23 protein-coding genes and 1 tRNA gene are annotated in these 21,739 nt (G+C 67.1%); 10 read left to right on the top strand and 14 right to left on the bottom strand.

Annotation, left to right across the window (positions count from 1 at the left end; genetic code table 11):
• Positions 1-56: 56 nt before the first annotated feature.
• The gene (locus ACFU4Z_RS11630; RefSeq protein WP_379061730.1) at positions 57-575 is read right to left on the bottom strand and encodes a GNAT family N-acetyltransferase; all 519 of its coding nucleotides are present in this window, start codon (positions 573-575) and stop codon (positions 57-59) included.
• 475 nt (positions 576-1,050) lie between these two features.
• Here ACFU4Z_RS11630 and ACFU4Z_RS11625 point away from each other — a divergent pair, with 475 nt between their 5' ends.
• Positions 1,051-1,398, top strand: coding sequence for a hypothetical protein (locus ACFU4Z_RS11625; RefSeq protein WP_379061728.1), 348 nt, complete (start codon positions 1,051-1,053; stop codon positions 1,396-1,398).
• Between the two features lie 47 nt (positions 1,399-1,445).
• Here ACFU4Z_RS11625 and ACFU4Z_RS11620 read toward each other — a convergent pair whose 3' ends face one another.
• From ACFU4Z_RS11620 to ACFU4Z_RS11605, 4 genes are all read right to left on the bottom strand, one after another.
• Complete coding sequence (locus ACFU4Z_RS11620; protein WP_379061725.1) at positions 1,446-2,009, bottom strand: dihydrofolate reductase family protein; 564 nt, start codon at positions 2,007-2,009, stop codon at positions 1,446-1,448.
• A 196-nt stretch (positions 2,010-2,205) separates the two neighbouring features.
• Positions 2,206-2,279 (bottom strand) — tRNA-Pro (locus tag ACFU4Z_RS11615).
• A 59-nt stretch (positions 2,280-2,338) separates the two neighbouring features.
• On the bottom strand, positions 2,339-3,973 hold the full coding sequence (locus ACFU4Z_RS11610; RefSeq protein WP_379061723.1) for a hypothetical protein: 1,635 nt from the start codon (positions 3,971-3,973) through the stop codon (positions 2,339-2,341).
• 40 nt (positions 3,974-4,013) lie between these two features.
• A complete protein-coding gene (locus tag ACFU4Z_RS11605) occupies positions 4,014-4,976 on the bottom strand; it encodes a metallophosphoesterase (RefSeq protein ID WP_379061721.1) in 963 nt (320 codons plus the stop codon).
• A gap of 133 nt (positions 4,977-5,109) precedes the next feature.
• Here ACFU4Z_RS11605 and ACFU4Z_RS11600 point away from each other — a divergent pair, with 133 nt between their 5' ends.
• Complete coding sequence (locus ACFU4Z_RS11600; RefSeq protein ID WP_379061718.1) at positions 5,110-5,574, top strand: GatB/YqeY domain-containing protein; 465 nt, start codon at positions 5,110-5,112, stop codon at positions 5,572-5,574.
• Between the two features lie 61 nt (positions 5,575-5,635).
• Here the strand turns inward: ACFU4Z_RS11600 and ACFU4Z_RS11595 are convergent, their stop codons facing one another.
• Positions 5,636-7,939: a penicillin-binding protein gene (locus ACFU4Z_RS11595; RefSeq protein ID WP_379062516.1), complete on the bottom strand. Its 2,304-nt coding sequence runs from the start codon at positions 7,937-7,939 to the stop codon at positions 5,636-5,638.
• 411 nt (positions 7,940-8,350) lie between these two features.
• Here ACFU4Z_RS11595 and ACFU4Z_RS11590 point away from each other — a divergent pair, with 411 nt between their 5' ends.
• Positions 8,351-8,674, top strand: a complete 324-nt coding sequence (locus ACFU4Z_RS11590) for a WhiB family transcriptional regulator (protein WP_305082794.1) — start codon at positions 8,351-8,353, stop codon at positions 8,672-8,674.
• A 62-nt stretch (positions 8,675-8,736) separates the two neighbouring features.
• On the opposite strand, the gene ACFU4Z_RS11585 is transcribed toward ACFU4Z_RS11590, so the two are convergent.
• Positions 8,737-9,891 (bottom strand): ArsA family ATPase, encoded by a 1,155-nt coding sequence (locus tag ACFU4Z_RS11585; RefSeq protein ID WP_379061716.1) that lies wholly within the window; start codon positions 9,889-9,891, stop codon positions 8,737-8,739.
• Positions 9,888-10,907, bottom strand: coding sequence for an ArsA-related P-loop ATPase (locus ACFU4Z_RS11580; protein WP_379062514.1), 1,020 nt, complete (start codon positions 10,905-10,907; stop codon positions 9,888-9,890). Before ACFU4Z_RS11580 ends, ACFU4Z_RS11585 begins: the two co-directional genes overlap by 4 nt.
• A gap of 183 nt (positions 10,908-11,090) precedes the next feature.
• Here ACFU4Z_RS11580 and ACFU4Z_RS11575 point away from each other — a divergent pair, with 183 nt between their 5' ends.
• From ACFU4Z_RS11575 to ACFU4Z_RS11565, 3 genes are read left to right on the top strand one after another with little or no spacing between them, the layout of a single operon-like run.
• Positions 11,091-11,258 carry a hypothetical protein gene (locus tag ACFU4Z_RS11575; protein WP_379061714.1) on the top strand — a complete coding sequence of 56 codons (168 nt, stop codon included), beginning with the start codon at positions 11,091-11,093 and terminating at the stop codon, positions 11,256-11,258.
• Positions 11,259-11,274: 16 nt separating this feature from the next.
• Positions 11,275-11,733 (top strand): RidA family protein, encoded by a 459-nt coding sequence (locus ACFU4Z_RS11570; RefSeq protein ID WP_379061712.1) that lies wholly within the window; start codon positions 11,275-11,277, stop codon positions 11,731-11,733.
• Between the two features lie 43 nt (positions 11,734-11,776).
• Positions 11,777-12,574 carry an MBL fold metallo-hydrolase gene (locus ACFU4Z_RS11565; RefSeq protein ID WP_379061710.1) on the top strand — a complete coding sequence of 266 codons (798 nt, stop codon included), beginning with the start codon at positions 11,777-11,779 and terminating at the stop codon, positions 12,572-12,574.
• 114 nt (positions 12,575-12,688) lie between these two features.
• Here the strand turns inward: ACFU4Z_RS11565 and ACFU4Z_RS11560 are convergent, their stop codons facing one another.
• The gene (locus tag ACFU4Z_RS11560) at positions 12,689-13,363 is read right to left on the bottom strand and encodes a Crp/Fnr family transcriptional regulator (RefSeq protein ID WP_011206875.1); all 675 of its coding nucleotides are present in this window, start codon (positions 13,361-13,363) and stop codon (positions 12,689-12,691) included.
• 148 nt (positions 13,364-13,511) lie between these two features.
• Entirely contained in the window at positions 13,512-13,754 is a 243-nt protein-coding gene (locus tag ACFU4Z_RS11555) for a hypothetical protein (protein WP_379061708.1), read from the bottom strand.
• Positions 13,755-13,872: 118 nt separating this feature from the next.
• Between ACFU4Z_RS11555 and nth the strand changes: the two genes are divergently transcribed.
• The 4 genes from nth (at position 13,873) to ACFU4Z_RS11535 (ending at position 17,211) form a co-directional block, all read left to right on the top strand.
• Positions 13,873-14,679 carry an endonuclease III gene (gene nth / locus ACFU4Z_RS11550; protein ID WP_379062512.1) on the top strand — a complete coding sequence of 269 codons (807 nt, stop codon included), beginning with the start codon at positions 13,873-13,875 and terminating at the stop codon, positions 14,677-14,679.
• Between the two features lie 5 nt (positions 14,680-14,684).
• Complete coding sequence (locus ACFU4Z_RS11545; protein ID WP_379062510.1) at positions 14,685-15,308, top strand: TlpA family protein disulfide reductase; 624 nt, start codon at positions 14,685-14,687, stop codon at positions 15,306-15,308.
• A 74-nt stretch (positions 15,309-15,382) separates the two neighbouring features.
• Entirely contained in the window at positions 15,383-16,021 is a 639-nt protein-coding gene (locus ACFU4Z_RS11540; RefSeq protein ID WP_379062508.1) for an NUDIX hydrolase, read from the top strand.
• Entirely contained in the window at positions 16,018-17,211 is a 1,194-nt protein-coding gene (locus tag ACFU4Z_RS11535) for a MarP family serine protease (RefSeq protein WP_379061706.1), read from the top strand. The genes ACFU4Z_RS11540 and ACFU4Z_RS11535 overlap by 4 nt, the downstream gene beginning before the upstream one ends.
• 136 nt (positions 17,212-17,347) lie before the next feature.
• On the opposite strand, the gene ACFU4Z_RS11530 is transcribed toward ACFU4Z_RS11535, so the two are convergent.
• The 4 genes from ACFU4Z_RS11530 to ACFU4Z_RS11515 all read right to left on the bottom strand — a co-directional run.
• The gene (locus ACFU4Z_RS11530) at positions 17,348-18,283 is read right to left on the bottom strand and encodes an alpha/beta fold hydrolase (RefSeq protein ID WP_379061704.1); all 936 of its coding nucleotides are present in this window, start codon (positions 18,281-18,283) and stop codon (positions 17,348-17,350) included.
• A 117-nt stretch (positions 18,284-18,400) separates the two neighbouring features.
• Positions 18,401-18,907, bottom strand: a complete 507-nt coding sequence (locus ACFU4Z_RS11525) for a phage holin family protein (RefSeq protein WP_379061702.1) — start codon at positions 18,905-18,907, stop codon at positions 18,401-18,403.
• A gap of 39 nt (positions 18,908-18,946) precedes the next feature.
• Positions 18,947-20,164 carry a Na+/H+ antiporter NhaA gene (gene nhaA / locus ACFU4Z_RS11520; protein ID WP_379062506.1) on the bottom strand — a complete coding sequence of 406 codons (1,218 nt, stop codon included), beginning with the start codon at positions 20,162-20,164 and terminating at the stop codon, positions 18,947-18,949.
• A 180-nt stretch (positions 20,165-20,344) separates the two neighbouring features.
• Positions 20,345-21,739: acetate--CoA ligase (locus tag ACFU4Z_RS11515; RefSeq protein WP_379061700.1), on the bottom strand; the 1,395-nt coding region annotated here is incomplete at its 5' end.

Raw genomic sequence — 21,739 nt, 5'->3', positions numbered from 1 at the left:
GCACGACGCATGCGATCCGCCCCGAGTTACACCGGCTCGGGTTCGCCGTTCGTCGATCAGTCGATACCGAATGGTGCGGCGTAGCGGACGGTCCCGCGTGGCAGCGGCCGCCTCTCATCGAGCGTCAGCGCCATCAACGCCTCATCGGGCACGTCGATGCTCAGCCCGATCCCGTGCTCGCGGGCCCGGGTGAAGCCGAATCGCGGATAGTACGTCGGATGCCCGAGGACGATCACGAAGGCCTCGCCGAGCTGTCGGGCCGCGTCGAGTGCGGCGCGGATTGCGGCGGATCCCGCGCCGGTCCGCTGGTATTCGGGCAGCGTGGCGCACGGTGCCAGGCACAACGCCGGGGTGGCGTCGACGTGGCAACGGGTCAGCAGCGCGTACCCGGCGAGCGGGCCGCCCGGTGGCCCGGAGACGAGGGAAAGGCCATTGATCCACGACGGGTCATGGCGCAACGCGTCGACGAGGTCGGCTTCCTCCGCGGTCTCGAAAGCGGCGAGGTTGATGTCGCGGATCGCGGGGATATCGGCGTCGGCCTCGACGCGGGTGATCCAATCGGAACGAATGTGCATGGCGGATTCTCCGTATTCGTGAGGAGGTTCGGGCCCCGGTCGAAGCGGGCACCGCCGTCACGCGAGCCGGATGGCGCGCGGCACGAACACCGGACGAAGAGTCGGTCAGACCGGGACCTGGGAGAGGGAGGTCAGGGCGTCGTGCGAGACGGCGGTCTTCGGCACGGTCATCTGCTCACCTCCTGCACCAGATCGAATACGAGCAAGCGACGCTAACACGGCGTGCGAGCGGCCTGCCATCGGATTTTCGAGCGAACGCCGGGTGGACACATGTTCACAGCGGCGACCGTGTGACCGGGAGGACAAGGCAACACCTGGCAACACCAATGCGCTAGCGCAGGACACATTGGCGCAGAAGGCTAGGGGATAGCCCCGGCGCCGGGTCGACGCCGCACCCTCAGCGGCACACCGACCGACTCCAGCCGCCGGCCGGTGGCAACAGCCCCCGGCGCCGGGCGCCACGAAAAGAAGCCTCGTGGAGGTAATGGTGGACGGGTTCGTGCTCTTCGGACTGTTGGCTCTGGTGTCCGGGCTGCTGGCGGTCATCGCCGCGGCGGTGTGGTGGCCTGCGGCCCCCTCCGGAGACCGCCTCGGTGTCCGCGATGGACACCGGCGGATCGAACGCGAGCGGCTGATCGGGGAGGTCTGGTCTGCCGGTTGGCTGCACGAAGCGCCGGAAATGCCGTTCACCGTCATCGAAGCGGGCCGGGCACTCCAGCGCCATCGCCAATGCCATATCGACCGGTGCGCCAGAAAGTCTGCGGCATTCCGGATTCTGCTTGCCGCCGGACTGCTCGAGGCCGATGCGTTCCGCAGGCTTTGAGTGCCTCACACGGCGCGCCGGGCAGCACGCGACACCTCCCGCGGCGGTCAGACGCGCTTCGGCTCCAGGTGCAATGCGGTGATCCCGCACTCGAAGGCAGTGGCGGCGACCATGCCGAACTGCTGGTTGGCGCCCGGGTTACCGAAAACCGGCAGGCCCGCGCCGATCGCGGTCGGGTTGACGAACAGGTGCAGCTCGTCGATCAGGCTCGCGGCGATCAGGTTCGAGACGAGAGTGCCGCCACCGTAGACGATGATGTCGCCACCCGGCTGTGACTTCAGCTTGTTGATGATCTCGGCGAGGTCACCGCCCGCGACGACGGTGTTATCCCAGGGTGACTCGGCGAGGCTGTTGGAGATCACGACCTTGGGCGTGTTGTTCATCTGATCGATGGCCACCTGGGGCTCGCTCTCGGGGTTGGAGGCCCAGTGCGGGATGAACCCTTCGGCGAGCTTGCGGCCGAGCACGATGGTGTCGACCTGCGCGGTGAGCGCGCCGATGTAGGCGCCGATGTCGTCGGTCCATGGGAACGTCATCCAGTCCATCTCGCCGTTCGGGCCGGACATGTAGCCGTCGACGGTCATCTGGACCTGGAGCTTGAGCTTGCGCATGAGGTGCTTCCCTTCGGTTGAGCGGGTCCGGCCGGCCCGCTGTTCTTCTGTGCCTTCAGCTTGGATGAACCGGTTTACGGATTGTTTACGGTTTTCCGCCGTCGGCACTGCGCCACAGAAGCGGGGCACCCGCATACGAGTAAGGCCCCCGACCGCCGAAGCGGTCAGGGGCCTGACTGTCGTCTCAACCAACGAGTCGGGGTGACAGGATTTGAACCTGCGACCTCTTCGTCCCGAACGAAGCGCGCTACCAAGCTGCGCCACACCCCGTTGTTGAACCTGAGGTAGCTTACAACAGCGAGGGTCTAGACGTTAAACCGGCAGGTCAATCAGCCTTCGTGCGCGCGGACGCTGGAGAAGATCTGCTGGGCTGTCGCGACGTCGACGGCCTTGGGCACGCCGGTGTCGGCGGCGATCACCATGACGAAGCTACCGTTCTCGGTGGGCGTCGCGAAGGTGTAGACCGAGTATTCGGTGGCGCAGCCCGGTTTGGCCTGGGGAATGGTGCCCTTTGTCTCGACGAACATGCCGTTCTGGCTGCCGTCGAGCGAGCTGAGCGGTTGGCCGGCGCTCGGCGTCGCCGGTGCGTCGTGGTAGGCCAGGCTCGCTGTCTTGGCGCCGACTTCCGTTGCGGCGCTTGCTGAATCGGAATCCTTGGAGCCGGTCAGGAACGAGACGGTCCGGGTGGATCCTGGGCAGTAGCTCTTGCCTTCGCTGGCGTACCCCTTGCCGACGATGGCGTTCGGCGGTTCGCCGAAACCGCCGATGGTGCCCTCGGAGGCGACGGTCCAGTCGGCGGGCACGTCATAGGCCGCGCCGCGGTCAGGGGCGACGACCACCTGATAGCCGGGTACGACCGGAGGTTCGTTGCGAGTGCCGGTCTCGGTCGGGGCAGGCTTGGCGCCGGTCGGCTTGGCCGCCGACGGCTGGGCCCCCGCGGTGGGCGTCAGCGCACTCACCATCGATGGTGACGTCTCCTGCGCGCGAGTGTCGTCCGACCCGCGATCGGCGACCACCACCGCGGCGACCGCACCACCCGCGACCACGATCGCCGCCATCGCGGCGGCGAGCCACGCCTTGCCGTGACCGCTGCTCGACCGGCCGTGCGGACCGTAGCTGGGCGGAAAGTGCTGGACAGGCGCACCGTAGGTCGGCGGCGCAGCGCCGTACTGGTTCGCGGGGAACTGCTCGATCAGGGGAACCTCGCCGTACTGGGCGGGTTGCGCCGGTGCGGCGGGCTGCCATTGCAGAGTGGGCTCCGGCTGCGCTTGCGCTCCGGAGCTCGGTTGCCATTGCGGCGTGGGGTCGGGTTGCTGCGGCGCTGCGGGCTGCCATTGCAGAGTGGGTTCGGGTTGGGCCGATCCGGTCGCGCTCGGGGCCCATTGCCCGCTCTGCGGCGTCTGTTCGCCCACGCCGGATCCCCACTGCGGGTTCTGTGCGCCGGGTGCGGGCTGCCACGGATAGGTCGGTTCAGGTTGGGTCGACCCGCTCGGCGTGGGAGTCCATTGCTGGTGCTGTGGTGTCTGTTCGCCCGCGCCGGGACCGAACTGCTGGCTCTGTGGTGTTTGTGCACCGGGCGCGGGCTGTCGTAGCAGGGTGGGTTCGAAGTGCGCCGACCCGCCGGGAGCCCAGTGGGTCTGTGGCGCCGGCCCATCCGGGACCGGTTGCCACTGCCGGTCCGGCGGTTGGTCGCCGCCGGATCCCCACTGCTGATTCAGCGGCGGCTGTCCGCCGGGCTGCCATTGCAGCGTGGGGTCGGGTTGCGGTGCCGCGGGCTGCCATTGGAGTGTCGGCTCCGGGTGCGCCGCGCTGGGCGGGGGAGCCGAATGCTGGTTCGGTGGCGTCTGCCCACCGTCGTCCCCTTCGGGGCCGAATTGTCCTGGCCCATACGGCTGTTGCTGATGCGCCGCACCGGGCTGTCCCAGAACCGTCGGGTCATTGCGCCGGTCGTCGTATCCATTCACCGCTGTCCCCTGCCTGACATCCACGTCTAGGCAAGCGACCCTAGCGGGCGATCGCCTCCGAGGCCGAAACGCCCTGCCCGCTATCGGTAAGTGGCCGCTTCGGTGGTGCGGCGACCAGTGTCACCAGGGTCGCCTCCGGTCGGCAGCAGAAGCGGTACGGAGCCCACGGCGAGGTGCCGAGTCCGGCGGAGACGTACAGCTGGGTGTGGTCGCCCCACTTCGACGCGCCCTTCACCCGGGAGCGATCGATGCCGCAATTGGTCACCAGCGCACCGTATCCGGGCAGGCATAGCTGACCACCGTGCGTGTGCCCGGCCATCACCAGGTCGTAGCCGTCCTCGGCGAAACGATCCAGCACCCGCGGCTCGGGTGAGTGGGTCAGGCCGATGCTCAGCTGGGCCAGTGGATTGGGGGTGCCCGCGACAGTGTCGTAGCGGTCGCGCTGCAGGTGCGGATCGTCGACACCCGCGGTGGCGATGCGGATGCCCGCCACCTCGACATCGCGGCGCACGTGGGTCAGATCGAGCCAGCCACGTTCGGTGAACGCCGCGCGCAGGTCCTTCCACGGCAGCGGCGCGCCGTACACGCGGCGGTGGTCCTTCTTGAAGTACTTCATCGGGTTCTTGGCCACCGGCGCGAAGTAGTCATTGCTGCCGAAAACGAAAAGGCCAGGGCGGGAAAGCAATCCGCCGAGGGCCTGGACCACCGCGGGCACCGACTTCTGGTGCGACAGGTTGTCGCCGGTATTGACGACCAGGTCCGGCTCCAGCCGATCGAGCTCACGCAGCCACTGCTGCTTGAGCTTCTGACCGGGCATCATGTGCAGATCGCTGATGTGCAGCACCCGTAGGGATGCCGACCCCGGCTGCAGCACCGGCATGGTCGCCTCGCGCAGCACGAAGGCGTTGCGTTCGATCAACGAGGCGTAGCCGACACCGGCCACCGCGGCCCCGGCGGCTCCCAACGCGGTTCGTCGGATGGCGGAGGTCGAGATTACGGGCATTTGCCCAGCATAGGTGACCCCGCTGAGGATCGCTGAGTGTGTTTACGCACAAGCGTCCGGATGCGGGGCCCGAAACCGGACCGCACGGCAAATGTAGTGGGCCGGACCCGAGCGAGCGGCTACCGTGTGGCACATGTCGGAACTCAAATCGCAGCTGCGTGCGGACATGACCGCCGCGATGAAAGCAAAGGACAAGCTGCGCCTCGCCACCTTGCGGATGCTGCTGGCTGCCATTCAGAACGCCGAGGTCGCGGGCTCGGAGGCGCGCGAGCTGTCCGATGCCGAGGTCATTGCCGTGCTGGCGAAAGAGGCGAAGAAGCGCAGCGAGTCGGCCGAGGTCTACACCCAGGCGGGTCGCGGCGAGCTGGCCGCCAACGAACACGCCGAGGCGCGGATCATCGACGAGTACCTGCCGACCCAACTGTCCGACGCGGAGGTCGCGGATGTCGCCGACACCGCGATCGCGCAGGTTGCCGAGCAGCTGGGGGAGCGGCCTGGCATGCGTCAGATGGGCCAGGTGATGAAGGCCGCGACCGCGATCGCCAAGGGCAAGGCCGACGGTTCGCGGCTCTCCGCCGCCGTCAAAGCACGCCTGTAGCCTCAACCCTCCGAAAACACCGCCGACCCGGCGCAATTGCGTCCGGGTCGGCGGTGTTCTTTTATCTCGGGAAGCCGGGGATCGGGATCGGAATCGGGATCGGTGGCAACCGCGGTGGCGGCGGCAGGCCGGGGCCGCCCGGCGGCGGACCCGGTGGCGGTGGTGCGGCGCGCTCGGTGCCGTCACTGATGTAGATGGTGATCACCGAGCCGGGAATCGCCGAACCGTTCGGCGCGGTCCCCATCACGGTGCCCTTGGGCTGCGATCCGACACCGTTCACCGGTGAAACCTGGAATCCCGCCCGCACCAGTGCCGAGGTCGCCTCGCCCTGTGACATGTTTGCGACATCCGGGACCTGCGCGCCGTTCGACCCGCGCACGTACTTGTCGTCCAGTGGCGGCAGCGTCGGCGGCGGGAAGTTCCCCACCACCGGCTTGATCGCGTTGAACCAGGTGCGTGCCGGTTCGTTACCACCGAACAGGTTGCCGTCGCCGCAGCCGTGCAACGGGAACGAGCAGATCTCGCCGGGTGTCGGGCTGTCGCCGTAGACGTAGGCCGCCGCGGCGAGGGAGTTGGTGAAGCCGACGAAGGCCGAGGACCGATGGCTTTCGGTGGTTCCCGTCTTGGCGGACAGCGGGAGCTTCCACCCGGTCGACTGGGCCGCGGCCGCCGCGGTGCCGCTGGTGTCGTCCTTGCTCATGGCGTTGGCGAGGGTGTTGGCCAGGCCGGGCTCGACGACCTGCTCGCAGGCCTGCTGGGTCAGCGGCACCACCTTGCCCGAGCGGTCGATCACTTCCTTGATCGGTGAGGCGGGGCACCACCGGCCGCCGGAGCCGAGCGTCGCGGCGACGTTCGACAGTTCCAGCGGGTTGATCGCGACCGGACCGAGGGTGAAGGAGCCGAGATTCTGGTCCTTGATCATGTCCGCGAGGCTCTGGTTGCCGTGCCCGGAGCTGCCCGGTTCGGTGTAGGAGCGCATGCCGAGCCGCACTGCCATGTCGACGGTCGGGGTGACGCCGACGGCCTGGATCAGCTTGACGAACGCGGTGTTCGGCGAGGTGGCCAGCGCCTCGGTCACCGACATCGGCGACTTGTACCGGCCCGCGTTCTCGACGCAGTAGGTGGCGGCCGGGCAGCCGCGGGCGCCGCCGTTGCCCATGCCTCGTGCCTCGAACCGGCCCGGCACGTCGAGCTGGGCGTCGATGCCGAGGCCCTTCTCCATGGCCGCCGCGGTGGTGAAGAGCTTGAAAATCGAGCCCGCGCCGTCACCGACCATCGAATACGGCTGCGGCTGCACGGTTTCGTTGGCGTCCCGGTTCAGGCCGTAGGTGCGACTGCTCGCCATCGCCAGCAGCGGATGTGAATCCTGGCCGGGCCCGACCACCGACATGACCTGGGCGATGTCGTCGAGGTTCGGGTTGGCGGCCTCGGACACCGAACGCTTCACCGAGTCCTGCAATGCGGGATCGAGGGTGGTTCTGATCAGGTAACCGCCCTTGTCGATCTGCTCGCGGCTGATGCCCGCGTTGGCCAGGTATTGCAGTGCGTAGTCGCAGAAGAAGCCGCGATCGTTGGCGGCGATGCAGCCGCGCGGCAGGCCCATGGGCTCCGGCTGCACGCCGAGAGGTTCTTCTTTGGCCTTGCGGAATTCGTCGGCGCGACTGGGGATGTTCTGGATCATCGTGTCCAGCACGGTGTTGCGCCGAGCGGTCACGCCGTCGGGATTGGTGTAGGGGTTCAGCTTCGAGCTGCTCTGCACCATGCCTGCGAGCATCGCCGACTGCGGCACGTTCAGGTCGGCGGCGTCGATGCCGAAATAGGTATGCGCCGCGTCCTGGATGCCGTAGGAGGCGTTGCCGAACGGCACCAGGTTCAGATACCTGGTGAGGATCTCGTCCTTGGTCAGCTCCGAGTCCAGGGTGAGCGCCATCCGGATCTCGCGAATCTTGCGCGCGGGAGAGGTCTCGATGGCGGCGCGGCGCTCGGCGTCGGTCTTGGCGACGACGAGCAGCTGGAAGTTCTTCACATACTGCTGGTCGAGCGTGGACGCGCCCTGCTGGACCTCGCCGCTGGTGGTGTTGGTGAGGAAGGCGCGCATCGTGCCCTGCCAGTCCACCCCCGCATGCTCGGCGAAGCGCCGGTCCTCGATGGAGACGATCGCCAATTTCATGTTGTTGGAGATCTTGTCGCTGGGAACCTCGAAGCGGCGCTGCTCGTAGAGCCAGGCGATCGGTGTTCCGTTCGCGTCGACCATGGTGGAGACAGCGGGGACGGTGCCCTCGACTAACTCCGCTGACACGTTGTCGACTGCGTCGGCGGCGCGGTTGGACACGAACCCGAAGCCGCCTGCGAGGGGGAACAGCATCCCCGCGATGAGCACCGCGGCCAGCGCGCAGCTGCCGGCCAGCCTCGCGAGCGTTTGTGTGATCGGCACGACCCCACCCTACGGGGTGGCGTTCTGACCGGATCTCGCGGTTCGCGAGGCCGTACGGGCGTGTCGTCAGACAGGTTTCGGCGTGTCGCAAGAGGGCCAACTGCGTGTCGAGTCGACCGCCCGGTTCTCTATCACGTTTGGAGGGACGGACGTACCAAAAAGTCTCGGAACGGTCTTGCGCTCGGGGCATACCTTTACCTAGATTGAGAACCCAGTGTGATAGAGCTAACACTCAAATGTGGAATGTGGTGCAGTTCGCAGCGGGGATTGGGTTGCTGCGAGGCTGACACGCGATTCTGGAGCGCCGTTTACCGGTGTTCGGACTGCAAAGGGGCACACCAAATGCACATGACAACCCCCATCGCTCGATTGGACGTAGAGCAGGCCGAAGCAAGGATCGCCTGGGTAGCCCAGGCGCGATGCAAGGAAGTAGATCCCGATCAACTGTTCGTCCGTGGCGCTGCCCAGCGCAAAGCTGCGACTATCTGCAGGCACTGCCCGGTGCTGATGCAGTGTGGGGCCGACGCACTCGACAATCGTGTCGAGTTCGGTGTGTGGGGAGGAATGACCGAGCGGCAGCGGCGTGCGCTGCTCAAGCAGCACCCTGAGGTGACTTCCTGGTCCGACTTCTTCCAGGCGCAGCGTCAGCATCAGGTAGCGATCTAGTCCCTAGCCGAAACACCACCGAGCCCGTGAAAACGGGCTCGGTCGGCGTTGAGCGGCATATATCAATCGGATATCACGACCGGCTCGGGAGCGGGGGCCCCGGTGAGCTGATCTCCGACCGCTTGCAGCGCTTCCAGGTCGGAAACTTCGAACGGCAGCGCGGTCACCGAGACGATCGGAACCCGTGGATGCGCGCCCGTGAAACGGTGCAGCAGATGCTGTTCGCGCTTCGCGGTGGCAACCCGCTGAGCATGGATGCGCAGCACCGACGAGGTGATCGGATCGGTCTCGGCCAATTGGTCGGCGGCGGTCAGCGCGTGATCGGCCGACAGCGTGCTCAGCACCGGATGCGTCCGGTTCAGCACCAGCCCGGCCAACGGCATGCGTTCGGTCGAGAGCCGGTCGACGAAGAACGAAGCCTCGCGCAGCGCATCGGGTTCGGCGGCCGCGACCACCAGGAAGTGTGTGCCCGGGTTGGACAGCATCGCGTAGGTCCGGTCGGCGCGATCCTGGAATCCGCCGAACAGCGATTCCAGTGACTGCAGGAAATTCGACGCGTCCTTGAGCATCTGGCCGCCGACGATGGTGGACACACCGCGCACCGCCAGGCTCATCGCGCCGGTCACCAGTCGGGTGACGCCGCGGCCGGGGGCCATGATGACCCGGATCATCCTGCCGTTGAGGAAGTTCCCGAGCCGCTTGGGCGCGTCGAGGAAGTCGAGGGCGTTGCGTGACGGTGGCGTGTCGACCACGATCAGGTCCCACTCCTTGCGCCCCGCCAGCTGCCCGAGCTTCTCCATCGCCATGTACTCCTGCGTTCCGCCGAAGGAGGAGGCGACCGTTTGGTAGAAGGGGTTGGCGAAAATCTGCTCGGCCTTGTCCGGGCTGGTGTGCTCGAGCACCATGTCGTCGAAGGTGCGGCGCATATTGAGCATCATCGCGTGCAGTTCGCCCTTGGCGTCGGGGCCGAGTGGCACCCGCTGCGGGGCGTTGTCCAGATCGGCGACGCCGAGTGACTGGGCCAGTCGGCGGGCCGGGTCGATGGTCAACACCACAACCTTGCGGCCCAGCTCGGCCGCGCGCAGCCCGATCGCCGCCGCGGTGGTGGTCTTGCCGACGCCTCCGGAGCCGCAGCACACGATAACCCGAGCGGTCCGGTCTGCAATGATCTTCGAAATATCCAGTGGCACAGCCACATTCGAGCTCGGCGTGCTCATCGGACTCCCTGCGCGCTCAGATGTTCAGCCAATTCGTACAGGCCGCCGAGGTCGATGCCGTCCGCGAGGGCCGGCAGATACAGGCGCGACACGTCGACCTTGGCGAGCTCGGCAGCACTGTCGTCCTGCGCCTGCAGGGTGGCCGAATGCTCGACGGTTTCGGTGATCAGACCCTGGAAGTCCTGGTCGGACAACGAGATTCCGGCCTTGGTGAGCGCGGCCCCGATGGCGTCGCCGTCGATATCGCCCTGTGCGGCCTTGCCGCGCACCTCGGCGGGCAGTAGACCTTTGCTCGCCCGGTTCACGATCACCGCGCCGATCCGCAGATCTGCGGCGGTGAGCTCGGCGATCGCGTCGGCGGTCTCCTGCACCGGCAGCGCTTCGAGCAGGGTGACCAGGTGAATCATTGTCTGATCGGAGTGCAGCAGCTTCGAAACACCCTCGGATTGTGAGGCGATCGGCCCGCCCTTGGCCACCTCGGCCATGGCCTGGGTGACATCGAGGAAGCTGGCTATCCGGCCGGTCGGCGGCGCGTCCACCACGATTTCGTCGTAGGCGAGCCGGCCCGCCTTGTCCTTGCGGACCACGCACTCCTTGATCTTGCCGGTCAGGATGACGTCGCGCAGGCCGGGTGCGATCGTGGTGACGAACTCGATGGCGCCCATGCGGCGCATCGCCCGTCCGGCGAAGCCGAGGTTGTAGAACATATCCAGGTATTCGAGGAAGGCATGCTCGATATCGAGTGCGAGCGCGACCACCTCGCCGCCGCCGTCAGCGGTGGCGATCCTGGTTTCGGTCGGCGGTAGCGGTGGCAGATCGAACAGCTGGGCAATGGACTGCCTGCTCTCCACCTCGACAAGCAGTACCCGCCGCCCACCCGCGGCGAGGGCGAGCGCGAGTGCCGCGGCGACCGTGGACTTCCCGGTTCCCCCTTTTCCCGACACGTAGTGCAAGCGGGCTTTTTCCGCGCGCGGCGGCCAACCCGTTTCTAGCCCCGGCTCCGCCGAAATGGGCACTGCTGTTGGTACTCCCACGATCGCGAGCCTATAACCCGTTCTGAGATCGCGCCCGAGGGATAGGGCTACTGGTCGGTTTACCGCCCCTTCTGTACCAGACAGTGGGACGGCGCGGTGCGTGAGGCTGGTGCAGACACCGTGCCGCGGGCGCGGCGAATCCCGCACATCTATACGCTCACCGCTATGAGTGATGTGACCGTGTGGGAGTACGCGACCGTTCCGCTTTTGACGCACGCGACCAAGCAGATCCTGGACCAGTGGGGTTCCGACGGCTGGGAGCTCGTCGCCGTGCTGCCTGGCCCGACCGGCGAGCAGCACGTCGCCTACCTCAAGCGCCCGAAGTCGAAGTAGAGAAGGGACGAGACCAGTGACCCAGTGGGAGAAGAACCTCGCCCGACTCGGACTGACCCTGCCCCCGGTGGCGGCGCCGGTCGCGGCCTATATCCCGGCGGTCCGCACCGGTTCGCTCGTCTACACCTCCGGTCAGCTGCCGTTCGTCGACGGGAAACTGTCGATAGCCGGCAAGGTCGGCGCTGAGGTTTCGGTCGAGGATGCCAAGGCCGCTGCGCAGCAGTGTGCGCTGAACGCACTCGCGGCGGTGCACGACCTGGTCGGTTTGGACGCGGTAGTGCGGGTTGTGAAGGTAGTCGGGTTCGTGGCCTCCGCGCCCGGATTCGGGGGCCAGCCCGCGGTGATCAACGGCGCCTCGGAGCTTTTCGGCGAGGTATTCGGTGACGCGGGTGTGCACGCACGTTCTGCGGTCGGCGTCTCCGAGCTGCCCATGGACACCCCGGTCGAGGTCGAGATAATCGTCGAGGTGCGTTAAACAGGTTCTCGGAACACCAATTTCGATCGACTGGGGTAATCCGATGACGACGCTGACTCATCCCGCGTACGGACAGCTGCGGCAGGTCACGCCGACCGCGGCGGTCCTGCTCGCGGACAATCCTGGGCAGATGACCCTGGACGGCACCAACACCTGGATTCTGCGCGCACCGGGTGGGTCGGGCTATGTGGTGGTCGACCCGGGGCCGAAGGACAAAGCGCACAGCGAGGCCATCGCCCGGGTCACCGAGGGCAATATCGTCCTCACGCTGATCACCCATCGCCATCACGATCACACCGGTGGCATCGACCGTCTCGTCGAGCTCACCGGTACTCCGGTGCGGGCAAAGACGGCCGAGTTCCTGCATGACTCCGAGGCGACGCTGGTCGACGGCGAGGTGATCGAGGCGGCCGGACTGCGCATCACCGTCCTCGACACCCCGGGACACACTCTCGATTCGGTGAGTTTCGTCCTCGACGATGCGGTGCTGACGGGTGACACCATTCTCGGCAGCGGCACCACGGTGCTCGATTCCAGCGACGGCACCCTGGCCGACTATCTGAACTCGCTGGATCGGCTGGTAGAGATGGGCGCGGGGCGCGCACTGCTGCCCGCGCACGGACCGGATCATCCGGATCTGGAGCCGGTCGTCAGGTACTACATCGCGCATCGGCACGAACGCCTCGAGCAGGTGCGCGAAGCACTGCGGGTGCTCGGACCGGACGCGGGCGCGATGGCGGTGGTGCGGAAGGTCTACGCCGACGTCGACAAGCGACTGTGGCTGGCCGCCCGCAGCTCGGTGCAGGCGCAGCTGGAGTATTTGCGCAGTCAGCACGCCTGAGGGCGGAACGTCACCCGGGCGAACGCCAGGATCCAGTCGCAACAGCAGAGCATTGGTTACGACTCGATCCCGGCGTTCGCCCAGGTGACGTATCGAGCTGCCCGAGGGGAAGGCTCAGCGCGCGCGCCGGGCCAGCCGCTCGGAGTCGGAGATGAGCACGCTCTTGCCCTCCAGCCGCAGCCAACCACGGTGCGCGAAGTCGGCCAGCGCCTTGTTCACGGTTTCGCGGGAAGCGCCGACCAGCTGGGCGATCTCCTCCTGGGTGAGGTCATGGGTGACCCGCAGCGCGCCCGCCTCCTGGGTGCCGAAGCGCTGAGCCAGCTGCAGCAGCGCCTTGGCGACCCGGCCGGGAACATCGGTGAAGATGAGGTCGGCGAGGTTGTTGTTGGTGCGACGCAGCCGCCGAGCGAGAACCCGAAGCAGCTGCTCGGCGATCTCCGGCCGCTGGTCGATCCAGGACTTGAGTGCGTCACGGTCCATGGTGACCGCGCGGACTTCGGTCACGGTCGTTGCGGTCGAGGTGCGCGGGCCGGGGTCGAAGATCGACAGCTCACCGAACATATCGGACGGACCCATGATGGTCAGCAGGTTTTCCCTGCCGTCCGGGGAACGTCGTCCGATCTTCACTTTGCCGGACGTGATGATGTACAACCGGTCGCCGGGTTCGCCCTCGTTGAAAATGACATGGCCGCGCGGAAAATCCACGGGCTGCAGTTGTTTGGCGAGAGCCGCTACCGCGGTGGGCTCTACGCCTTGGAAGATGCCTGCTCTGGCGAGGGCCTCGTCCACGAATGTGCTCCTTATGGGAAATGGCTCTGTCCTGGACCGAAGCGATTCGGCCAACAGCGCAGTCTACGCGGCATCGGGGCAGCGCAGTGACAGACACCACGTAACGAGTGGATTGCGCGGCGCGCCGGTAGGGGGTTGGGTCCCTTGCTCAGCTAGCGCGAGCGACGTCCAGTTCTTCTTCACGGGACCGGCGCTTGCGCATCCGTGCCACCGCAGTCGGCAGTCCGAGCTTCGTCAGCTCCTTCACCTCGGGGTTGCTGGCCTTATCCAGGTACTGCTGAACCTCTTCGTCGGGTTCGAGAAGTTTTCGGAGCCGATTCTCGACCCGCTCCATGCCCAGTGCGAACAGCATCAACAGCACTGGGAAGAGCACCACAGCGAGTCCTTGCATATCGAGCAGTAAACACGGCTCAGGTCTCAGATGGAACACGGCAGCTGATCTGATCGGGCACCGTTGTGGGGTGGTTCCGTATGGTGGACGGGTGCGTGTCTCCCCCTCCACCGCTGCCATGAGCGGGCCTTCGCCTGCCGCCGCGGCAACCGATGCGCCGCCGGTGACGGTCGCGGTTCCGAAACGGAAAAACCGGGCCCGACAAGCGGAAACTCAGCTCGGTCTTGTTCGAAGGGCCCGTCGGATGTACCGCACTCTCACGGTCGCATTTCCTGATGCGCATTGTGAGCTGGACTTCACAACACCGCTCGAATTGGCCGTCGCGACAATACTTTCCGCGCAGTGCACCGATGAGCGCGTGAACCTGACCACACCCGCGCTGTTCGCGAAGTACCGGGACGCGCGCGCATATGCCGAGGCAAACCGCGCCGAGCTGGAGGAATACATCCGCCCGACCGGTTTCTTCCGTAACAAGACGAGCTCGCTGATCGGCCTCGGGCAGGCGCTCGTCGAACGGTACGACGGTGAATTGCCTCACACTCTCGACGAACTTGTGAAGTTGCCGGGCATCGGCCGCAAGACAGCGAACGTCATTCTGGGCAATGCTTTCGACGTGCCGGGAATCACGGTCGACACCCATTTCGGCCGTCTGGTGCGGCGCTGGGGTTGGACCGCCGAGGAAGATCCGGTGAAGGTCGAGCACATCGTCGCAGCGCTGATCGAGCGCAAGGATTGGACGATGCTGTCGCACCGGGTGATCTTCCACGGACGCCGGGTGTGCCATGCCCGCAAGCCGGCCTGCGGTGTGTGCGTGCTGGCGAAGGATTGCCCCGCGTTCGGGGCCGGGCCGACCGACCCGGAGGCCGCGGCGAAGCTCGTGAAGGGTCCGGAGGCGGAGCACTTGCTCGAGCTGGTGGGCCGGTGAGGCAGGTGCCTGTCGCGGCACGCTTGGCATTGGCCGGATTGATCACCGCGGTGGCACTCGCCGTCGCGCTGTGGCCGCGCGGCGGCGAGGACACTTCGGTCGACGGCGCGCAGGTCCCTCCGAGCGCACCCGTTCCCGAGCAGTTGCGGGCCGCCGCCGGACTGGCATCGTGCCCACACCCCGCGGCGGACGCGGTCGGGCACGGCCCGCTCGCCGGAATTACGCTGAGCTGTCTCGCCGACGGCAAACCCATCGACGTGGCCGCCGCACTGGCGGGCAAGCCCGCACTGTTGAATCTGTGGGCGTATTGGTGTGGGCCGTGCGCCGAAGAGTTGCCGTATCTGCAGGAGTACGCCCAACGAGCGGGGAACGCGATTACCGTGCTGACCGTGCACAGCGATCCGGATGAGGCGAGGGGGCTCGCACTGCTGGCCGACCTGAAGGTGACTCTGCCTGGAGTGCTCGACGCGGGTACCAGGGTGCGTAACGCCGTCGGAGTGCCCGCGGTGTTGCCGGTGTCGGTGCTGCTACGCGCCGACGGTTCGGTCGCGAAGGCGATCGTGCGCCCGTTCGATGACGTCGAGGACATCGCCGACACCGTCGCGAACGAACTGGGAGTCGCGGCGTGACGACTCCCACACCGGAAAACATTCCGGCCTGGCTGCGTAAGGCGACCGAGCCGACCACCGATGCCACCGACACCCTGTCGTTGGCGCGTGCGATGCGGCGGGCCATGACGATCACCAGCGCGCCGCGTCAGGCGGCGGTGCTCGTGTTGTTCAGCGGCTCACTGGAACCGGATCCCACCGCACCGGGCGGGTTGCCCGCCGACGCGGACGTGCTGCTCACCCAGCGCGCGTCCACCATGCGCCAGCATCGCGGCCAGGTCGCCTTCCCCGGCGGCGAGGTCGAGGCGGCTGACGCCGGACCGATCGACACTGCCCTGCGCGAGGCGTGTGAAGAGACCGGGCTGGAGCGCGAAGGTGTGGAACCCCTCGCGGTGCTACCGAAGTTGTTCGTGCCGCCGTCCCGATTCGACGTGACCCCGGTGGTCGCCTACTGGCGCACGCCGCGTGCGGTCGGTGTGGTGAACGAGACCGAGACCGAACGGGTGGTTCGGGTGCCGCTCGCCGAGCTGCTCGATCCGGCGAACCGCTTTCTGGTGCGCGGCAGTCTCGGCTACCAGAGCCCCGCGTTCCAGGTGGACGGGATGCTGGTGTGGGGACTGACCGGCGGTATTCTCGCCGGCCTGTTCAAAGCCGCGGGCTGGGAACGGGATTGGGATCGAAACGACGTGCGTGACCTCGAAACTTCGCTGGCTGCAGTGGGGATGACCTTATGAGTTCCTCGGCCTGGCTCGACATCGCCGTCGTGCTGCTCGCACTGTTGTGCGCATCGTCGGGCTGGCGATCGGGGGCGGTCGCTTCCGCGCTCGCTTTCCTCGGCGTCGTGCTCGGCGCGGTCGCGGGCATTCTGATCGCGCCCCACATCCTGATCCACGTCGACGAGGGCCGCGCCAGAGTGCTCACCGGCGTGCTGCTGATCGTGGTGCTGGTGATCGTCGGCGAGGTCGCGGGCATGGTGCTCGGCAGGGCCGCGCGCGGCGGCATGCGGCATTCGCTGACCCGCAGCGTCGACAGCGCGGTAGGTGCGGTGCTGCAGGCCGTGGCCGTGCTCGTCACGGCATGGCTGCTCGCGCTGCCGCTGGCCTCCTCCTCGCAGCCGGCAATCGCCACCGCGATCAATGGATCCCGGGTGCTCGCCGACGTCAACGAGGTCGCCCCCAACTGGCTGCGCAGGCTGCCGAACGAATTCTCCAAGCTGCTCAATACTTCCGGGCTGCCGGACGTCATCGGGCCGTTCGGGCGCGCACCGATCGCGGCGGTCGAACCGCCCGACCCGAGTGTGCTCACCAGCCCGGTCGCGGCCTCGTTGCAGCAGAGCGTGCTGCGCATCCGCGGTGTCGCGCCGAGCTGCCAACGGGCGCTCGAGGGCTCCGGCTTCGTCATCGCGCCGGAGCGGGTCATGACCAACGCGCACGTGGTCGCGGGAACGACCAGCATTCAGGTGGACGCCATAAGCGGCCCACTTGACGCCACTGTGGTGCTGTTCGACCCCGCGACAGATGTCGCGGTGCTCGCAGTGCCGGGGCTTACCGCGCCGGTGGTCTCGCAAGCGCCTGCGCCTGCGCGTTCGGGGGCGAGCGCGATTGTGCTCGGTTATCCCGGCGGTGGTCGATACACCGCCAGCGCGGCACGAGTTCGGGAGACCCTTGATCTGACAGGGCCGAACATCTACCGCGACGGTACCGTCGAGCGGGAGGTTTACACCGTCCGCGGACTCGTCCGGGCCGGTAACTCCGGGGGGCCGCTGGTAGACGCGGATGGTGAGGTGCTCGGCATCGTCTTCGGCGCTGCCGTGACCGACGACGACACCGGCTACGTCCTTACCCTCGCCGAGGTTCGCGCCCAAGTCGATGCCGCGCCGGGATTGTCCGGTCCGGTCCACACCGGAGCCTGCGTGCTGAGTTGAGCGGTAGTGCTTGCCGCATGTGGATTGCTCGAGTGGAAGCCGTTCGGGCGCATGGGCTCTGGGTGTTGAGCCCCAGCGCCCCGAAGATCCCGAGCTCGACAAACCATCCTGTGTGGTGAGCCATCAGCGGTGTGCGTCAACCAAGCAACTTGGCCAATTCCGCGGTGACCGCTTCGGGACCTTCCTGGTGCGCGAAGTGTCCGGCCGCGGGGATGGTGACCAGGCGTCGTTGTGGTGACCATCGCTGACCGTGCTGGACGGTGCTGTTCAGTAGGTAGTTGTCCAGTTCGCCGTGCATGGCCACCACCGGGATGTCGATGGGCACGCGCATGGTCGCCATGAAGCGCCTGCCGTCGGGACGCCACTGGCTGCGGAAGGCCCAGCGCTGGTATTCCAGCGCACAGTGCGCGGCACCCGGGATCTGGATGGCCGAGCGCATCCGACGTGCGGTGTCGACGAATTCGGCCGTGCTCGACCATGATCCGCTGACGCGCTGACGCAACAGCCGCTCGACCTCGAAGCCGTCCCGAGCGGTCAATAGGCCCTCGGGATATCTGGGCAGCTGATAGCGCAGGAAGTTCGGCAGCCAGGCTCTGCGCTGGCGGCCGTCCCGCAGTACCGCGCTCTTGAGCGCCGCCGGATGCGGCGAGCTCACCAGTGCGATCGAACGCACCAGTCGCGGGTGCAGCACCGCGGTCGTCCAGCACACCAGCCCGCCCTCGGCATGGCCGACGAGGGTGGCCTCGGTGTAGCCGAGTGCCCGGATGAGCCCGGCGACATCACCCGCGAGCGTCCAGCCGTCATAGCCGCGCGGTGGTTTATCGCTGTCGCCGTAGCCGCGCAGGTCCACCGCCACCGCCCGGTAGCCGAGTGTGGTGAGCCCGGTCAGCTGGTGCCGCCAGGACCACCAGAAGTCCGCGAAGCCGTGCAGCAGCACGACCAACGGCGCATCCGCACGGTCAGGAGTGGCCTCCACGACATGGAATCGAATGCCGTTGGCATGAACGTCCCGATGCGTCCACGGTCCGTCGAAACGGACGCTGGACGGATCCGGAAATGAGTTCGACGACACGCCGATCGAGCCTAGTGGTCGGCGTGCGGTACCGCCTAGTCGGCGCGGCCGGTCGGCGTCCGCCGACCGGCCTGTACCGGCCGAGGCGCCGCTTGATCGGCGGCCCCGGCGGTCGCCTCAGCCGCGAGGCTTGTCGAGGGAGAGCTGTTCCTCGTGCGCGCTGGAGCCGAAGCCGCTCGGCAACACCGTGCGGGCCTGCTTCAGCGAATCGATCGTCTTTTCCGGCGCGCGCAGCTTCTTCACTCGCAGATAGCCGAGTCCGGCCAGCGCCGCAGTCGCGACGACCATCAGCAGGAAGACGATCAGGAACGCTGCCCACCGCGCCAGCCAGACATCGAGCAGCTCGCCGAGGAAGAAGAAAAAGAAGAACGTGCTGAACAGCAGCACGGTGAGCGCGAGGATGAAGTAGACGCTGCCCTGCAGCCCCTTCTTGATCTCGCCGGTGACCTCGGCCTTTGCCAGTTCTACCTCGGCGCGCACCAGTGTCGACATTTGTTCGGTCGCGTCCCGGACCAGGCTGCCGAAGGTGGCCGACCCGTTTGGGTTGGCGTCGGTGAGCGGAATCGAGGTGACCGTGCGGTCGCGCCTTGCGCCGTTTCCGTTACCGCCGTCTGTGAAACTCACTTGGTCGACCCTTCTCCCTGTCCCGACACTGCCTCGGCCTCACTCTTCTGGTTGTAGCGCACGTGCGTCACGACGCGCTTGGTGGACACGCCCACGCCGCAACAGTAGCGCCGAACCGGCGAGCGACGCCGCCATTGATGTCACCAACACCGCTGCCTTCGCCAATTCGACCGCGGAGCCGTCTCCGACGTCGGCCAGCGCGAGTTCTGCCACAAGAAGGCTAACGGTGAAGCCGATCGCGCCGAGCACCGACAGTGCGAACATGTCGCGGTAGCCGAGATCGGCCGGGCGTTCGGCGACGCCGAACCGGATTGCCAGGCAGCTGATCCCGAAGATGCCGATGGTCTTGCCGAGCAGTAGCCCGAGAATGATGGCAAGAGACAGTCTGTCGGTGAACAACTGCCCGAAGACCTTGCCGTCCAGCGGAACTCCGGAGGCGAACAGCGCGAACAGCGGCACGCACAGCCCGGCCGAGATCGGCTGGATCAGGTGCTCGAGCCGGGTGGCGGGCGCTTCGTGCTCGCCCTCGTCGAGCCGGACGCGGGTCAGCAGGCCGAGCCCGACGCCGGCCAGGGTCGGATGGATGCCCGCCTCGTGCAGGGCGTACCAGGCGATCAGGGCCAGCGGCAGATAGACGAGCGGCGAACCGATCCGCCGGTGCTGGGCCAGTGCCCAGCCGCCGAAGCAGGCCGCGGCCGCCAGGAGCCACAGCACCGCGACCGAGCTGGTGAACAGCACCGCGATCAGCAGGATGGCGAGCAGGTCGTCGACCACCGCGAGGCTGAGCAGGAACACCCGGGCGCTGGCCGGAATGCGAGAACCGGTCATGGCGAGCACGGCCAGCGCGAAGGCGATATCAGTGGCCACCGGAATGGCCCAGCCGCGATCCATCCCCTCGGCGCCGAAGCCGACCAGGAACGCGATCAGCGCGGGGGTGACGACACCGCCGACCGCCGCGATGATCGGCAGCGCGGCCCGTCTGGGATCGGCGAGCTCACCGACGACGAGTTCGCGTTTGAGCTCCAGTCCCGCGACGAAGAAGAACACGGTGAGCAGACCGTCCTTGGTCCAGTCGGCCAGCGTCAGATCCAGGTGCAGCGGGGGAATGGGCAGCGCCGTCTCGGTCATCGCCACATAGCCCGCGCCCCATGGCGAGTTCACCCACAGCAATGCGGTTGCGGCCGCGATGAGAAGTATTGCGCCGCCGACGGTTTCGGTGCGCAGGTACCGCGTCAATTCCGAGCGCACCTGGGTGATCACGGGAAACCTTCCGGCAGGGTGGTCAAGGCTGCGGGCGCACAATCCCACCGAATCGGCGTTCGAGTGCACGACCGCATGCCGACCAGACTTCCCGGCACACCTTACGCAATTCTAACGGATAGGGCCGGTGACGAATATCGTCACCGGCCCTATCATGTGCTGTTTGCCCGAAACGGATCAGGCGCGACTGGACCGGATCGCCTCGAAAACATTCGGATCGACCAGGGTCGAGGTGTCGCCGAGTTCGCGGCCCTCCGCGACGTCGCGCAACAGTCTGCGCATGATCTTGCCGCTGCGCGTCTTGGGCAACTCGGGCACGACGTGGATCTCCCGCGGCCGCGCGATCGGGCTGATCTCGCGCGACACCTCCGCCTTGAGCTCGTCGACCAGCGCGGCGCCGGTGTCCTCGGCCTCGGCGGTCAGGATGACGAACGCGACGATGCCCTGACCGGTGGTGTCGTCGCTGGCGCCGACGACGGCGGCCTCGGCGACACCCGAGTGCCCGACCAACGCGGACTCCACCTCGGCGGTGGAGATGCGGTGGCCGGAGATGTTCATGACGTCGTCGACCCGGCCGAGCACCCACAGGTCGCCGTCGGCGTCGAGCTTGGCTCCGTCACCGGCGAAATACCAACCCTGCTCGGCGTAGCGCTCCCAGTAGGTGGCCCGGTACCGGTCCATGTCGCCCCAGATGCCGCGCAGCATCGACGGCCACGGCTGGTCGAGCACCAGGTAGCCGTTGGCCTCGGTCTCCCCGAGTTGCACCGGCTTACCTTCTTCGTCGACGACGGCCGCCGAAATACCGGGCAGCGGTGTCATGGCCGCGCCCGGTTTGGCGGCGGTGACGCCGGGCAGCGGGGAGATCATGATGGCGCCGGTCTCGGTTTGCCACCAGGTGTCCACGATGGGGGCCGAGCCCGCGCCGATCACGTCGCGATACCAGCGCCATGCCTCCGGGTTGATCGGCTCACCCACCGAACCGAGCAGCCGGATGCTCGACAGATCGTGCGCGGCCGGGATCTCTTTACCCCATTTCATGAAGGTCCGGACCAGGGTGGGAGCGGTGTAATAGATGGTGACACCGTACTTTTCGACGATCTGCCAGTGCCGGTGCTCGTCCGGGAAGTTGGGGGTGCCCTCGTAGACGACCTGGGTGGTGCGGTTGGCGAGGGGGCCGTAGACGATGTAGCTGTGTCCGGTGACCCAGCCGATGTCGGCGGTGCACCAGTAGACGTCGTGTCCGGCTTTGTGGTCGAAGACGTTGTGGTGGGTGTAGGCCGCTTGGGTCAGGTAGCCGCCGGAGGTGTGCAGGATGCCTTTGGGTTTTCCGGTGGTGCCGGAGGTGTAGAGGATGAACAGCGGGTGCTCGGCGTCGAAGGCCTGTGCTTGGTGTTCGGGTGAGGCCTGCGCGACTGTGTCGTGCCACCACAGGTCACGGCCCTCGGTCCATGGCACCTCGATGTTGGTGCGGCGCACCACGAGTACGTGCTCGACGCTGTGGGGTACGTCGCCGTTGGCGTAGAGCGCTTCGTCGACGGCTTCTTTGAGCGGGGCGGGCTTGCCGCGCCGCCA

The sequence above is a fragment of the Nocardia sp. NPDC057440 genome, assembly GCF_042802915.1.
Classification (GTDB): domain Bacteria; phylum Actinomycetota; class Actinomycetes; order Mycobacteriales; family Mycobacteriaceae; genus Nocardia.
This window is presented reverse-complemented; position numbering and strand designations above follow the sequence as displayed.

What these genes read in the sequence shown, in the direction of transcription:
- ACFU4Z_RS11630 (WP_379061730.1), bottom strand. Translation starts at nt 575, where the DNA reads ATGCACATTCGTTCCGATTGGATCACCCGCGTCGAGGCCGACGCCGAT.
- ACFU4Z_RS11620 (WP_379061725.1), bottom strand. Translation starts at nt 2,009, where the DNA reads ATGCGCAAGCTCAAGCTCCAGGTCCAGATGACCGTCGACGGCTACATG.
- ACFU4Z_RS11605 (WP_379061721.1), bottom strand. Translation starts at nt 4,976, where the DNA reads ATGCCCGTAATCTCGACCTCCGCCATCCGACGAACCGCGTTGGGAGCC.
- ACFU4Z_RS11600 (WP_379061718.1), top strand. Translation starts at nt 5,110, where the DNA reads ATGTCGGAACTCAAATCGCAGCTGCGTGCGGACATGACCGCCGCGATG.
- ACFU4Z_RS11595 (WP_379062516.1), bottom strand. Translation starts at nt 7,939, where the DNA reads ATGCTGTTCCCCCTCGCAGGCGGCTTCGGGTTCGTGTCCAACCGCGCC.
- ACFU4Z_RS11590 (WP_305082794.1), top strand. Translation starts at nt 8,351, where the DNA reads ATGCACATGACAACCCCCATCGCTCGATTGGACGTAGAGCAGGCCGAA.
- ACFU4Z_RS11585 (WP_379061716.1), bottom strand. Translation starts at nt 9,891, where the DNA reads ATGAGCACGCCGAGCTCGAATGTGGCTGTGCCACTGGATATTTCGAAG.
- ACFU4Z_RS11575 (WP_379061714.1), top strand. Translation starts at nt 11,091, where the DNA reads ATGAGTGATGTGACCGTGTGGGAGTACGCGACCGTTCCGCTTTTGACG.
- ACFU4Z_RS11565 (WP_379061710.1), top strand. Translation starts at nt 11,777, where the DNA reads ATGACGACGCTGACTCATCCCGCGTACGGACAGCTGCGGCAGGTCACG.
- ACFU4Z_RS11555 (WP_379061708.1), bottom strand. Translation starts at nt 13,754, where the DNA reads ATGCAAGGACTCGCTGTGGTGCTCTTCCCAGTGCTGTTGATGCTGTTC.
- nth (WP_379062512.1), top strand. Translation starts at nt 13,873, where the DNA reads ATGAGCGGGCCTTCGCCTGCCGCCGCGGCAACCGATGCGCCGCCGGTG.
- ACFU4Z_RS11535 (WP_379061706.1), top strand. Translation starts at nt 16,018, where the DNA reads ATGAGTTCCTCGGCCTGGCTCGACATCGCCGTCGTGCTGCTCGCACTG.